The sequence below is a fragment of the Clostridium aestuarii genome (assembly GCF_026735135.1).
In the GTDB taxonomy this organism is placed as follows: domain Bacteria; phylum Bacillota; class Clostridia; order Clostridiales; family Clostridiaceae; genus Clostridium_H; species Clostridium_H aestuarii.
Map to the genome: position 1 here is coordinate 24,802 of NZ_JAPQER010000001.1, position 14,081 is coordinate 38,882.

Annotated in this window: 12 protein-coding genes and 2 other annotated features (1 of these 14 running past the window's edge); of the genes, 1 reads left to right on the forward strand and 11 read right to left on the reverse strand. The window is 28.7% G+C overall.

Annotated features, from left to right (window positions below):
• The first annotated feature begins 78 nt into the window (after nt 1–78).
• A complete protein-coding gene (locus OW763_RS00110; protein ID WP_268039019.1) occupies nt 79–1,815 on the forward strand; it encodes a coiled-coil domain-containing protein in 1,737 nt (578 codons plus the stop codon).
• Between the two features lie 34 nt (nt 1,816–1,849).
• Here the strand turns inward: OW763_RS00110 and OW763_RS00115 are convergent, their stop codons facing one another.
• The 11 genes from OW763_RS00115 to thrS form a co-directional block, all read right to left on the reverse strand.
• On the reverse strand, nt 1,850–2,986 hold the full coding sequence (locus tag OW763_RS00115; protein ID WP_268039020.1) for an aminotransferase class V-fold PLP-dependent enzyme: 1,137 nt from the start codon (nt 2,984–2,986) through the stop codon (nt 1,850–1,852).
• 165 nt (nt 2,987–3,151) lie between these two features.
• Nucleotides 3,152–3,748: a cell division protein ZapA gene (locus OW763_RS00120; protein ID WP_268039021.1), complete on the reverse strand. Its 597-nt coding sequence runs from the start codon at nt 3,746–3,748 to the stop codon at nt 3,152–3,154.
• Between the two features lie 78 nt (nt 3,749–3,826).
• The gene (gene pheT / locus OW763_RS00125; protein ID WP_268039022.1) at nt 3,827–6,205 is read right to left on the reverse strand and encodes a phenylalanine--tRNA ligase subunit beta; all 2,379 of its coding nucleotides are present in this window, start codon (nt 6,203–6,205) and stop codon (nt 3,827–3,829) included.
• Nucleotides 6,206–6,270: 65 nt separating this feature from the next.
• Entirely contained in the window at nt 6,271–7,290 is a 1,020-nt protein-coding gene (gene pheS / locus OW763_RS00130; RefSeq protein WP_268039792.1) for a phenylalanine--tRNA ligase subunit alpha, read from the reverse strand.
• 70 nt (nt 7,291–7,360) lie between these two features.
• Nucleotides 7,361–7,577: a binding site (T-box leader), on the reverse strand.
• Nucleotides 7,578–7,649: 72 nt separating this feature from the next.
• Nucleotides 7,650–8,441, reverse strand: a complete 792-nt coding sequence (locus OW763_RS00135) for a TrmH family RNA methyltransferase (protein ID WP_268039023.1) — start codon at nt 8,439–8,441, stop codon at nt 7,650–7,652.
• Nucleotides 8,442–8,454: 13 nt separating this feature from the next.
• The gene (locus OW763_RS00140; protein WP_268039024.1) at nt 8,455–9,117 is read right to left on the reverse strand and encodes a potassium channel family protein; all 663 of its coding nucleotides are present in this window, start codon (nt 9,115–9,117) and stop codon (nt 8,455–8,457) included.
• Nucleotides 9,118–9,128: 11 nt separating this feature from the next.
• Nucleotides 9,129–10,472: a TrkH family potassium uptake protein gene (locus OW763_RS00145; protein WP_268039025.1), complete on the reverse strand. Its 1,344-nt coding sequence runs from the start codon at nt 10,470–10,472 to the stop codon at nt 9,129–9,131.
• Nucleotides 10,473–10,664: 192 nt separating this feature from the next.
• On the reverse strand, nt 10,665–11,024 hold the full coding sequence (gene rplT, locus OW763_RS00150) for a 50S ribosomal protein L20 (RefSeq protein ID WP_268039026.1): 360 nt from the start codon (nt 11,022–11,024) through the stop codon (nt 10,665–10,667).
• A 31-nt stretch (nt 11,025–11,055) separates the two neighbouring features.
• Complete coding sequence (gene rpmI, locus OW763_RS00155) at nt 11,056–11,253, reverse strand: 50S ribosomal protein L35 (protein WP_268039027.1); 198 nt, start codon at nt 11,251–11,253, stop codon at nt 11,056–11,058.
• A gap of 39 nt (nt 11,254–11,292) precedes the next feature.
• Entirely contained in the window at nt 11,293–11,787 is a 495-nt protein-coding gene (gene infC / locus OW763_RS00160) for a translation initiation factor IF-3 (protein WP_418921784.1), read from the reverse strand.
• 275 nt (nt 11,788–12,062) lie between these two features.
• Nucleotides 12,063–13,979: a threonine--tRNA ligase gene (gene thrS, locus OW763_RS00165; protein ID WP_268039028.1), complete on the reverse strand. Its 1,917-nt coding sequence runs from the start codon at nt 13,977–13,979 to the stop codon at nt 12,063–12,065.
• A gap of 95 nt (nt 13,980–14,074) precedes the next feature.
• Nucleotides 14,075–14,081, reverse strand: a binding site (T-box leader); it runs 223 nt beyond the window's last position.

Below are 14,081 nucleotides of genomic sequence, written 5' to 3' on the forward strand. Positions count from 1 at the left end.
ATCATTTTAGAGTTATAAAATTTTATGTTTTAAACATATATTTTATATATGAGAAGAACTTTTTAAAGGAGTATTTTTATGTTATTGAATGACAGGAATTTTTATACACTAAAGCAATCTGACGGAACTATATGGCAGTTTTCATATAAAAAGAGTTTTGGAATTATTTACAAGACTTTAGAAAACACAAAATGGTCAAACTATAATATTTTAGTAAATGAATGCAGTAATAATTTTTCAGTAGTACTAATACATGATGATAAAATTTGTGTTTTATACCAAGATTCTAGTGGTAACATAAATTTAAATGTATATAATGGTACAACTTGGACTAAGCATGAAATTCTTAAAAAGAAAACTAGTGTGGTAAATGATGTTTATCTTAAAACCATTTACAACAACGATAAACTTCATATATTTTATGGCATACTAAATACTAAAAATAATATAAGAACATTATTCCATCAAACTATTGATGATGATTTGAATTTATCAACACCTAATATAATAGATACAACTAATGTACGCCATATCAATCAATTTACAATTTGCTGTTCAGATAACAACGATCTATATATTCTATATCAAAAACTTATAAATAAATATGAACTAGGCTATAAAATATTTAACTTCAAAAATAATACATGGTCTAAATTCTATACTGTTGATAAAAATGTATCTCCATATATAGACTTTTCATTAACTAGCCTACAAAACACCTTACATACACTGTATATAAAAAGCAATGGTATAAGTAATATTTTAGTTGATGCTTCTGGATATTTATCAGATTTAAAATATACTAAAATACATGAATCTAATAATATAACTTCATGTTCCTTAACCCTATTAAATAATATTATATGGTGTTCTTGGATTTGTGGAAACTGGATTTATAGTTGTTTTTCAAATAATAACGGACTTACTTTTAATACTCCACCTCATCGTGAAATAATTAATACATCACCAATAATTTTCAAAAGTCTATATAATGAATTTTCATCTACCCATAATTGTATAAATAACGAAATATATATGCAAAACACAACTACCTTTAAAATATTACCTAATGTACTTAATACCTTAACCTCTAATGTTAAGAATACAGAACTTCAAAGTGATATCCCTGACAATTATTCAGTATACATGGAAAAATATATGTTAAACCTTAAGCAAAGACTTTCTTTTTACCAAAAAAAATTATCGCAAAAAGACCAATTAATCAATCATCTTAACTCTATACTTTCCCAGGAAAAATCTAAACATTTATGTTCACAAAATATGCTTAAATCTCTTAACCAAAAATATACTGAATTTGAAAAAGAAAAAAAATCATTAACCGAAAATTTAAATTATTTGAAAAAGGATTTAGACGTAAAACAAAACAAAATTGATGATTTAGAAAATATAACTATAAAAAAAGAAAAAGAATTCATATCACTCTCTAATGAAATCAATACTTTAAAAAATCTCGCTACAGAAAAAGATAATAAAATATCTACTTTAAAAAAAGAAATTTCTAAATATGAAGATGTAACACCTGAATATAAAAATAAAATTTCTAACTATGAAGATAAAATAAATGAAACTGAAAACTTAATTTCTGAATATAAATCAAAAATAAATAAAAAAGAAACTACAGTTTCTGAATATGAAAATAAAATAAATGAATATGAAAATATGATTGATGAATATAAAAATAAAATAAATGAATATCAAAATACACTTTCCCAATATAAAGATAAAGTTTCATCACTTACTGAAGAAATAGCTTCTTTGCAAAATGCCTCTATATTAAAAAAAATATTTTTTTAAAAGCAGTATGCAGGATTATCCTACATACTGCTTTTCACTTAGTGCTTATTTTTTTAATTATTTCAATTGTCTTTTCTATTTCCTTTAAAGTATTAAAATATCCTGGACTTATTCTAACTGTACCCTTATAATTAGTTCCAATTATTCCGTGAATCAATGGTGCACAGTGATATCCTGTTCTTACTGCAACTCCTTCTTCATTTAATAAATATCCAACTTCTGAACTATCAATCCCATCTATATTAAAAGATACTACAGCAGCTCTATTATCATAATTAGAGCCTCCATATATTTTAATTCTTGAAATTTCACTTAGCTCTTGTACTAAATATTTAGTAATCATATTCTCATGTTTTCTTATTTTGTCTATCCCTACTTTTTTAATAAATTTTACGCCTTCACAAAGCCCTGCTATACCAGGAGTATTTCTTGTTCCACTTTCGAATCTATCTGGCAAAAATTTCGGTTGTTTCATTAAATTAGATTGACTTCCTGTTCCACCTTCAGTATAGGGATACATATTAACTTTTTCATTTATATATATACATCCTGTACCCTGAGGTCCAAACAACCCTTTATGTCCTGGAAATGCTAAAATATCTATATTATCTTTTACTACATCTATAGGAACAACCCCTGCACTTTGAGAAGCATCAACCATAAATATTATTCCTTTTTCTTTAGCTATCTTACCTATTTCATTTATATTTTGAATAGTTCCCAAAACATTAGAAGCATGATTTATTACTATTGCTTTTGTATTTTTTTTAATTTCTTTTTTTAAAGCTTCAATATTCACATATCCTCTAGTATTAACTCCTATTAGACTAACTTCTGTTCTTTTTTTATTTAAACTATTTATCGGTCTTAATACTGAATTATGTTCAATCATTGTACTTATTACATGATCTCCAGCTTTTAATATGCCTTTTATCCCTATATTAAGTCCATCTGTAGCATTACTAGTAAAAACTATATTAAGCGGGTTTTTAATATTAAATATCGTACTTATTTCTTGTCTGGCTTCCATAATTTTAGATTCTGCTTTAATAGCCATATCATGAGAACTTCTTCCTGGATTAGCAGCATAGTTTCTCATACACTCTAACACTTCATCATAAACCTGCTGAGGTTTTGGAAAAGTAGTTGCAGCATTATCAAGATATATCATTATACCCTCCTGAATTTAGTATTTATTTCTCTTCTACTACTATAATATTAAAATAAATAGATAAAATTTCACTTTTTGCTACACTTAATAATTAAAATATAAATTTATACATAAAAATAAGCCTCCTGTGCACTACCACACGGAGACTTATTTATTTGCTTATTTTTAAGGATTTACATTTAATAATGGATTTTCTTTCTTTTTAATTTTCACCAAATCAATTTGATTTTCAATTAATCTATTTTGTAAATCCATTACCTTATATTTAGAAGACTGAACTTGAAATTTTAATTCTTTGTTTTGTGATTTCAAATCATTTCTTTCCTTTAAATACTTTTTAGCATTTTCCTTTAATATTTCTAATTCTTCATTTAGGCTTTTATTTCCATCTTCAATTTGCTTTACATATTCACCATTTCTAGTCATTTCTAAATTGCTTTGAAGTTCACCATTATATTCTTCTAAATTTTTTATATGCTTTTTTAAATCCTCAACCTGTGTTTGTAAAATAATTTGATTCTTTTTAGCTTCATCTACTTGCTTATGCAAGCTTTCTTTATCAAATTCACATTTTAACAACTCATCAACAACATTTACAGCAGCTAAAACAGAGGCATCAGATATACTTAATCGATTATTCTTCTTTAATATATCTGAAATTTTTTTATCTACATATCCTGCTACTTTATGTAAATATTCTTCTCTTTCTTCGCCTTTTAAATTATACTCAGAACCATTTATCCTAACAGTTACCCTATTCATATGAACACCCTCTTAGATAAATTCAAGAATTTTCTTTATTTATATAATAACATATTTTCTTATCATATGAAATATTAATTATCTAAGCTCTGCTCCTAATTTATATTCTAAGGCTCTTACAATTTTATCATGAACTTTGTTTACTTCTTTATCTGTTAAAGTTTTATTTTCTCCTCTATATATTAATGAATAAGCAATACTCTTTTTACCTTCTGGAATTTGCTTTCCTTGGTATACGTCAAATAATTTTACACTTTCAAGAATTTTTCCACCCTGTTTATATATAGTGTCTTCTATTTCTTGAACTAATACACTTTCATCAATTAAAACGGCAATGTCTCTAGTAACCGCTGGAAATTTAGGAAGTGCGATATATTTTTTTTCTATATTTGCACACTTAAACAACAAATCAAGATTAAGTTCTGCTACATAACATCTTTCTTCTATTCCATAATTATCTGCTACATCTGGATGAATTTCTCCAACTATACCAACAAATTCTTTTTTGATATAAAGTACTGCTGTTTTTCCTGGATGAAAGCTAGAATTTTGATTTTCTCTTTCAAATTTAACCTTATCTACACCTAGCGTATCGATTATATTTTCAACTACACCTTTTAAATTTAAATAATCAACTCCACCATACATTCCAATTGTAACTATATTTCTTTCTTGTGGAAGTTCTTTTCCATCTTCATTAGGTATATATATTTTTCCTATTTCAAATAATCTAACTATTTCATTATTTCTTGAGTAGTTTCTAGCTAATGCTTCCATCATTGATGGAATTGAAGTAGTTCTCATTATACTATAATCTTCACCTAATGGATTTTTAATTTTAACAACTTTTCTAACTGGACTATCTTCTGGTATTAAAACTTTGTCAAACACTTTAGGACTAACAAATGAATATGCTATTGCTTGATTAAGTCCACTTCCTATCAATGTATCTATCACTTTAGTTTCAAGTTTTTGCTTTTCACTTTTTCCTACTCTTATTGTCTGAGATGTAGGAATTGTTGATGGAATATTATTATATCCATAAATTCTAGCAATTTCTTCAGCAACATCTTCCTTTATATTCATATCACATCTAAATGTAGGCACATTTAGAACTAACATATCATCTTCTATTGTTGTAGTAAGCTCTAGTCTATCAAGATACATTTTCATATCTTCTTTTGAAATATCTGTTCCTAAGAATTTATTTATCCAATTTGAACTAACCTTTAATGTATGCGTTTCTAATTTTTCTGGATAAATATCTATAGTTCCTTCCATAATTTCTCCTGCACCTAATTCTTCTATTAAGTGACAAGCTCTATTCATAGCAATTTCAACCATGTTAGGATCTAAATCTTTTTCAAATTTACTTGAAGCATCTGTTCTCAATCCTAGCTTTTTAGAAGAAATTCTTATATTTGTTCCATCAAAATTGGCACATTCAAAAACTATTTCAGTAGTATCTTCTTTAACTTCTGAATTTAATCCACCCATTATACCTGCAAGAGCAATTGTCCTATCTTGATCTTTAATATTAAGAATTTCTGAATCTAATATTCTTTCTTCTTCATCTAAAGTACTAAATTTTTCTCCGTCTTTTGCTCTTTCTATTACTATTTCATTTGAAGTTATTTGTCTTCTATCAAAAGCATGCATTGGTTGCCCAAGCTCTATCATAACAAAATTTGTTATATCAACAATGTTATTTATAGATCTAACTCCTGCCTCAAGTAATCTTTCCTGCATCCATTGAGGTGATGGTTGTATTTTAACATTCTTAACACCTCTAGCCATATATCTTCTACACAGCTTATCTTTTATTTCAACTTTTAAATTATCTTCTATATTTTCACTACAAGCCGTTTTATATCCTATATTAGGCATTTTATATTCTGTTCCTAATGTAGCAGCAGTTTCTCTAGCAATTCCAACTATACTTAAACAATCAGGCCTATTTGATGTTATTTCAAACTCTATAGTTGCTTTTTCTAAATCAATAACTTTTTTTATATCTACACCTATAGGTGTGTCTTGTGGAAGAATCATTAGTCCCTCTACAGGTTCATCCCCTGCTATACCTAATTCTTCTTCTGAGCAAAACATTCCATTTGAAACTACGCCTCTTAATTTTCCTTTTTTGATTTTAGTTCCATCAGCTAGAGTTGAACCATGAAGTGCAGTTGGAACTATATCTTTTTCTTTCATATTATCTGCTGCTGTTACTATTTGTATTGGTTCTTCTGCTTTAATATCAACTTTACATATTGATAATCTTTCCGCTTCTGGATGCTTTTCAATTTCAAGAATTTTTCCTGTTACAACTTTATCTATTATATCCCCAGTTATAATAACTTCTTCTACTTTTGAACCCGAAAGAGTTAGTGCATCTCCAAGTTCTTCTGGTGTAATTTTTATATCAACATAATCTTTAAGCCAATTCAATGGTACTATCATTGTTTTTACCTCCTAGAATAATAATTTACTTAATAAAAAGTTCCTATAATCTTTAAGCTTCATTATTAAAATTGATTTAAGAATCTCATATCACTTTCATATAACAATCTGATATCATCTATTCCGTATTTTTGCATAACCATTCTGTCCAATCCAAATCCAAATGCAAAGCCACTATATACTTCTGGATCAATTCCACAATTTCTTAAAACCTGTGGATGAACCATACCACAACCTAGAATTTCAATCCAACCTTCATTTTTACATACCTTACATCCTTTTCCGCCACATACAAAGCAAGTAGCATCCATTTCAGCTGATGGTTCTGTGAATGGGAAATGATGAGGTCTAAACTTAGTTTTCATCTCACTTCCAAACATTTTTTTAGTAAATGCTTCTAAAGTTCCTTTTAAATCTGCAAACGTAATACCCTTATCTATAACTAACCCTTCCACTTGGTAAAATATTGGTGAATGCGTAGCATCAACTGCATCTGAACGATAAACTTTTCCAGGTGCTATCATTTTTATTGGAGGTTTTTGGTTTTCCATAGTTCTTATTTGTATTGGTGAAGTTTGTGTTCTTAAAACTACATCTTCATTTATGTAAAATGTATCCTGTTCACCTCTTGCTGGGTGATTTTTAGGAATATTTAATGCTTCAAAGTTGTAATAATCTTTTTCTACTTCTGGACCTTCTTCTATTGAAAATCCCATTGCAACAAAAATATCAGTTATACTTTGTAGCGTTAACTCTAATGGATTTTTCTTTCCTATAGTTTGTTTTGTTCCTGGCATTGAAATATCTATTACTTCACTTTTTAACTTTATTTCCTTTTCTTTCGACTTTATCTCATCTGCAGCTTCATTAATAGAAGTTTCTAAACATTCTCTAACCTCATTAGCCATTTTACCTACAATAGGTCTCTCCTCTGATGAAAGTTTACCCATTCCTCTTAATATTTGAGTGAGTTCACCTTTTTTACCAAGGTATTTAACTCTAATGTTTTCAAGTTCTTCTTTACTGGCAGCTTTTTTCAATTCTTCTAGAGCATTGCCTTTTATTAATTCTAATTTTTCTTTCATTTTCTTGCTCCTTTCATTTATACTATTATCATTATTCTTAGATAACATAAAAAAACTCCATCTCCTCATATAAAGGGACGAAGTTTATCCGCGTTACCACCCTAATTAGCCATAAAATTATAGCTCTCTTATAAAACTTTATCGGTTTCAACCGCTAACTGTTACTTTATTTCACAGCTAGAACTCAAGAGTGAACTTCAATATATCATTCTTAAAAAAACTTTCAGTCTATGGTTTTTTCTCCCTAAAAAAACTCCTATATCTACTCTCTCCATCATCGTTTAAATATATTAATTTGTATATATTAATAAATTAACAAACTTACATATTATTATAACCACACTAAATAAAAATTTCAACTATTTTAGCCCAAATGTTCTTTGTCTGAGGGCTTCATACATCATAACACTTGCTGACACTGCTGCATTTAGAGATTCAGCGCCACCTGGCATTGGAATCTTCACTTTCATATCAGCAAAATCATCTACTTCTTTACTTATACCATTTCCTTCATTTCCTACAGATATAATAACCTTTTTAGTAAGATCTACATCATAAAAGTTATTTTCTGCCTCCAATGAACTTACTATAAGTTTAAATCCTTTTTTCTTTAAGTCAGTAATAACATTTAAATTTTCATCCTGAATTATAGGTATTTTAAAAACAGACCCCATCGTAGAACGTAGAGTTTTATTATTATATATATCAACGGTTCCCTTTGTTATTACAACGCCTATAGCTCCACTAGCATGAGCTGTTCTTATTATAGTTCCCATATTACCAGGGTCCTGAATTTTATCTACTAAAACATAAAACCCATCTCTATCCTCAGTCTTTATAATTTTATTGTTTACTACTGCTAAAATTCCTTGGGGATTATTAGTATCACATAATTCCTTTAAAATGCTTTCTGGAATACAATAAACTTTTGTGTTTTCCTGTAAAAAATCCTGTATTTTAAAGTTATTATACCTATCCATTTGATTTTCACCTATGAATACATATGGTACCTCGAAATCTGATTGTAATGCTTCAGTAACAAATCTAAATCCTTCTACAATAAATTCCCCTTTTTCATTTCTATATTTTTTCTTATGTAATTTTTTTATATCCTTTACTAAAGAATTATCTCTACTTTCAATAATATTCAAAACAGCTCATCCTTTATCTGTTAATTTCATTTTCAAGTTTATTTAATTCTTCAATTCCACCTATAGCTACAATAACATCTCCTGGCTGTATAGTATCGTCTGCTGAAGGTGAAATATTTACCTCATTATTTCTTTTTAATGCCATAACATTAATTCCATATTTAGAACGCATATTTAGTTCTTTTAAAGTTCTTCCGTTCCAGTCTTCTGGACTAGCTATTTCAGCTATGCTGTAGTCTGAAGATAATTCAATATAATCTAATATATTTGATGATACCAAATTATGAGCAACTCTAACTCCCATATCCCTTTCAGGAAAAATAACTCTATCTGCCCCTATTTTTTTTAAAACTTTTCCATGTAATTCATTATGAGCTTTTGCAATTATATATTTAACTCCTAAATCCTTTGCTAAAAGTGTTGCCATAATACTTGCCTGAACATCTGACCCAATAGTAACTACTGCAACATCAAAATTACTTACTCCAAGTGTTTTAAGGCTATTTTCATCTGTTGCATCTGCTTGAACTGCATGAGTTACACTATCAGCTACATTTTGAATTGTTTCTTCATCTGCATCAATAGCCAGCACATCATTTCCTAGGGAATAAAGTGTTTTTGCAATTGAACTTCCAAACCTACCAAGTCCTATTACTACAAATTGCTTTTTCTTCATAGAAATCACCTCTAACCAACTAAAATTTTACCATCTGGATATTTTATTGCACTTCCATTTTTCTTATTTGATAACGCTAAAATCAAAGTCAATGCTCCTACTCTTCCTATATACATAGTTATAGCAACTACTATTTTACCTATAGCACTTAGATTAGGTGTAAGCCCTAAAGTAAGTCCTACCGTACCAAAAGCCGATGTTGCTTCATATAATATATATTCAAGTGAAGCTCCTACTTCTGTTATTGATAATATAATGGTTGTAGTTATAACCACTCCCATTGATATTATGATAATAGCAAAAGCTCTATAAACTAAGTCCTTATTTATGGTTCTTTTAAACACTTCTGTATCTTCTCTTTTTCTTATTACTGAAATCACAGTCATTAAAACAAGTCCTATTGTAGCCGTCTTCACTCCTCCTGCAGTAGACCCCGGAGATCCTCCTATAAACATAAGTATCATAGTTAAAAACTTTCCTGCTGGTGTCATAGCAGAAGTTGATATAGAGTTAAATCCTGCTGTTCTAGGTGTAATTGCTGCAAACAATGATCCTAAAACCTTCCCTTTTATTGGTAAACTTTGTAATGTTTCAGGATTATTCATTTCAAATAAGAACATCAAAATCCATCCACCTAAAATTAAAAATATTGTCATTGATATTACAAGCTTAGAATGCAGAGAAAGCTTTTTTATTCCTTTATAATTGTAAATTTCTGACCATACAGTAAAACCTAATCCACCTAATATAACCAAAGCAGATATAGTAATCATAACAACTACATTTTGAGAATAAGGCATAAGACTGCTCCCTGTAAGATCAAATCCAGCATTACAAAATGCAGAAATAGAATGAAATATACTAAAATATATACCTTTTAATATTCCATATTCAGGAATAAACTTTGTAGATAAAAACAATGCTCCTATTCCTTCTACAGAAAATGTAAAAATCAAAATGTATTTAGCCAATTTAACAAGTCCTTGAAGTGAAAACGAGTTCATTGCCTCCTGAATTATAAGTCTCTCTTTAAGAGTTATTCTCTTGCCTAATAGTAGCGCAAACATTGTAGCAAAAGACATAAATCCCAGTCCTCCAATTTGAATCAACATTATTATAATTGTCTTTCCAAAATAGCTCCAATATTCTGCAGTATTTAAAGTTATAAGTCCTGTAACACATACTGCTGATGTAGATGTAAAAATACAATCTATAAACGGCGTTCTTATTCCACCTTCAGATGATATTGGAAGCATCAACAATAAAGCACCTATGAATATAACTATTACAAAACCTAGCGCCACTATTTGAACAGGAGCTAGTTTTCTTTTACGCTTTTTTTTCAAGTTTAACACCCCTAAATTTAAGCATTTATTAAAGATATTATAACATTTAAAATATTTTTGTCAAAAATTCAAAACTAAAGGTTAAAAATTATAAAATTTAATATGATATCTTCCTATACTTAAGTTATCCATAGATTCAAATTTTTATGATTTTCTTAGAATAAAAATAAAATGCAGCTTTTAAAGCCGCATTTTTATTTATTAAGCATTTAATTGTTTTTTAGCTACTTCAACTAAATCTGCAAATGCTTTTGGATCATTTATAGCAATCTCTGAAAGCATCTTTCTATTTAAATCTATACCTGCAAGTTTCATTCCATTGATAAACTTTGAGTATGAAAGTCCATTTATTCTTGTTGCTGCATTTATTCTAGCAATCCAAAGTTTTCTAAAATCTCTTTTCTTTAACTTTCTACCAACATAAGCAAATCTCATAGCTCTCATTACAGTTTCATTTGCAACTTTAAAAGTTTTGCTTCTTCTTCCATAGTAACCTTTTGCAAGTTTTAATATCTTTCTATGTTTTTTACGAGCATGTACGGCTCTTTTTATTCTTGCCATTAGAAAAACCTCCTTCTGTATCTAGTTTTTATTATAAGTATGGTAATAATTTCTTCATTACTTTTTCTTGAGAATCTGAAACAAGTCCACTTTTTCTAAGATTTCTCTTTGTTTTTGAACTTTTTTTAGTTAATATGTGGCTTTTAAAAGCTTTAGATCTTTTAAGCTTTCCACTTCCTGTTTTCTTAAATCTTTTTGCTGCGCCTCTATGTGTTTTCATTTTTGGCATTGTAATTTCCTCCTTTCAATTCTGCACTTTTAATATCAACTAAGCTTTTTTAGGACCTAATATCATTGTCATATTTCTTCCTTCAAGCTTGGGTTGTTTTTCAACAACACACACATCTTCTACTTTTGACAAAAAAGTTTTAAGTATTTGTTTACCTTTGTAAGAATAATCAGCTTCTCTTCCTCTGAATCTTACAGTAACTTTAACTTTATTTTCAGCTAATAAAAATTTTCTTGTTCTATTAGCTTTTATTTCTATGTCATGTTCTTCAATAGTTGCACTCATTCTAGTTTCTTTAACATTAATAACCTTTTGCTTTTTCTTAGCTTCTTTAACCTTTTTAGTCTGCTCATACAAAAACTTTCCATAGTCCATTATTCTACAAACAGGTGGCTTTGCTGTTGGTGATATTAATACTAAGTCTAACTCTTTTTCTTCAGCAATTTTCAAAGCATCTCTTGAACTCATAAGGCCAAGTTGCTCTCCATCATCTGCCATAACTCTTATTTCTCTTTCTCTTATTTGTTCGTTAATAAGACAATCTTTTTTAATATTGATTCACCTCCGAATTAATATACAACTTTTTACAATTATATAGTTTACTATTCTATTAAATAAAAAAAGAACGGCTGTAAGCCGTTCTTTATTATACATTACAATTAATATCCAAACACAAACCAATACATAATAACATTTGTGTTTTTATAATAATGTATAACCTTACTAGCCATGCTGTAAGGTGAGAAACAGCTTAGTTTCTACTTAACACACATAATATTTTACTATTAATGTTTTACATTGTCAATAGTTTATTGTAAATTATTTATTTTTTCTTCAACTTCTTTAACTATCTTTTCACTAAAAGCTTCTAAACTCATTGAACCTAAATCTCCATCTTTTCTACTTCTTACAGCTATAGTTTTTTCATTCATTTCTTTATCTCCAAGAACTAGCATATATGGTATCTTTTGAAGTTGAGCTTCTCTTATTTTATATCCTATCTTTTCATTTCTTAAGTCTAATTCAACTCTTATTCCCTTTTCTTGAAGATTTTTTTGTATTTCAACAGCATATTCTTGTTGATTATCTGTAATGTTCATAATTTTAACCTGTACAGGTGCAAGCCATGTTGGGAAAGCTCCTGCATAATGTTCTGTAAGAATACCTATAAATCTTTCAATACTTCCAAATATAACCCTGTGAGCCATTACAGGTCTATGTTTTTCTCCGTCAGCTCCAACATAAGCTAAGTCAAATCTTTCTGGCATTTGTAAATCAAGTTGAACTGTTCCACACTGCCATGTTCTTCCTATACAATCCTTAAGATGGAAATCTATCTTAGGACCATAGAACGCACCATCACCTTCATTTACTTTATATTGAATTCCACCTGCATTTAATGCTTCTATAAGTCCATTTGTAGCTACTTCCCATTCTTCATCGCTTCCCATTGAATCTTCTGGTCTAGTTGAAAGTTCTACAAAATAATCAAATCCGAATAACTTATAAAAATCATCTATCATTTTTATTACGCCTAGTATTTCAGATTTTATTTGTTCTTTAGTCATGAATATATGAGCATCATCTTGAGTGAAACATCTTACTCTCATAAGTCCATGAAGTGCTCCTGAATATTCATGTCTGTGTACAAGTCCTAATTCTCCCAATCTAATTGGTAATTCTCTATATGAATGTAATGTACTCTTATATGCTAAAATTCCACCTGGACAGTTCATTGGCTTTATAGCATAATTTTCATTATCAATTTTTGTGAAATACATGTTTTCTTTATAATGATCCCAATGTCCTGATTGGTGCCACAATGCTTCATTCAAAATTATTGGAGTTTTAATTTCCCCATATCCAGCTTTCTTGTGTTCATCTCTCCAAAAATCTTCTAAAATATTTCTTATTACCATTCCTTTTGGATAGAAAAATGGGAATCCAGGTCCTTCTTCTTTTATATCATATAATCCTAATTCTCTTCCTATCTTTCTATGGTCTCTTTTCTTAGCTTCTTCTAACATATGGATATAGTTTTCTAACTCATCCTTCTTTGTAAAAGCTGTTCCATATATTCTTTGAAGCATTTTATTGTTTTCATTTCCTCTCCAGTAAGCACCTGCTACTGAAAGTAATTTAAATGCTTTAACCTCTTTTGTTGAAGGCACATGAGGTCCAGCACAAAGATCCACAAAATCTCCTTGCTTATAAAAAGATATTACAGCATCCTCTGGTAAATCTTCTATAAGTTCAACTTTGTAATCTTCATTTCTTTCTTTCATAAATTTAATAGCTTCTTCTCTTGGAAGTTCAAATCTTTCTAATTGAATATTTTCTTTTACTATCTTTTTCATTTCCTTTTCTATATCAGAAAGCATTTCTGGAGTAAATGAAAAATTCGAATCAAAATCATAGTAAAATCCATTTTCAATAGCAGGTCCTATAGCAAGTTTAACCTCTGGATATAGTCTTCTAACTGCTTGAGCAAGTATATGAGAACCTGTATGTCTTAATATCCATCTACCATCAGCATCCTCAAATGTTAATATTTCTAAATTACAATCCTCATTAACTTCTGCCATTAACTCTACAGTTTCTCCATTTATTTTTGCACCCAATGCTTTTTTTCTTAGTGATGGACTAATACTAAATGCTATCTCACTAACTTTAATTCCTTTTTCAAATTCTAAAACTTTCCCATCTTTTAATGTTACTTTAATCATTTATTTTTCCTCCTTTTTACTATATATAGAATATTTTAGTTTTTTTAAAATTAATGTAATTTTAAATTAAAGCAAAAAAAATAAAACTCCTCCCAATATGGG

Coding starts and splice junctions, on each gene's coding strand:
- OW763_RS00110 (WP_268039019.1), top strand. CDS start 79: ATGTTATTGAATGACAGGAATTTTTATACACTAAAGCAATCTGACGGA.
- OW763_RS00115 (WP_268039020.1), bottom strand. CDS start 2,986: ATGATATATCTTGATAATGCTGCAACTACTTTTCCAAAACCTCAGCAG.
- OW763_RS00120 (WP_268039021.1), bottom strand. CDS start 3,748: ATGAATAGGGTAACTGTTAGGATAAATGGTTCTGAGTATAATTTAAAA.
- pheT (WP_268039022.1), bottom strand. CDS start 6,205: ATGATAGTACCATTGAATTGGCTTAAAGATTATGTTGATATAAAAATT.
- pheS (WP_268039792.1), bottom strand. CDS start 7,290: ATGAAAGAAAAATTAGAATTAATAAAAGGCAATGCTCTAGAAGAATTG.
- OW763_RS00140 (WP_268039024.1), bottom strand. CDS start 9,117: ATGAAGAAAAAGCAATTTGTAGTAATAGGACTTGGTAGGTTTGGAAGT.
- rplT (WP_268039026.1), bottom strand. CDS start 11,024: ATGGCAAGAATAAAAAGAGCCGTACATGCTCGTAAAAAACATAGAAAG.
- rpmI (WP_268039027.1), bottom strand. CDS start 11,253: ATGCCAAAAATGAAAACACATAGAGGCGCAGCAAAAAGATTTAAGAAA.
- thrS (WP_268039028.1), bottom strand. CDS start 13,979: ATGATTAAAGTAACATTAAAAGATGGGAAAGTTTTAGAATTTGAAAAA.